The sequence below is a fragment of the Paraburkholderia sp. SIMBA_054 genome, from assembly GCF_046534875.1.
GTDB lineage: Bacteria > Pseudomonadota > Gammaproteobacteria > Burkholderiales > Burkholderiaceae > Paraburkholderia > Paraburkholderia hospita.
In genome coordinates, this window is sequence record NZ_JAWRXV010001053.1 from 1 (window position 1) to 261 (window position 261).

1 pseudogene is annotated in these 261 nt (G+C 65.1%); it reads left to right on the plus strand.

The features are described 5' to 3' along the window. Positions 1 to 261: pseudogene (locus tag SB822_RS58380) on the plus strand (23S rRNA pseudouridylate synthase B); the annotation flags it as partial.

Consider the following 261-nt stretch of genomic DNA (forward strand, 5'->3'; position numbering starts at 1 on the left):
CGCGTGGTCGGCGAACTTGCCAAAGGCATGCGTCAAAAGCTGCTGACCGGCGTCGAACTCGACGACGGCCCGGCGAACTTCCTGCGCATTCGCGACGGCGGCGGCGAAGGCACCAATCATTGGTATCACGTCGCGCTCGCCGAAGGGCGTAACCGCGAAGTGCGTCGTATGTTCGAGGCGGCCGGTCTGATGGTGAGCCGTCTGATCCGCACGCGTCACGGCCCGATTTCGCTGCCGAAGGGCTTGAAGCGCGGTCGTTGG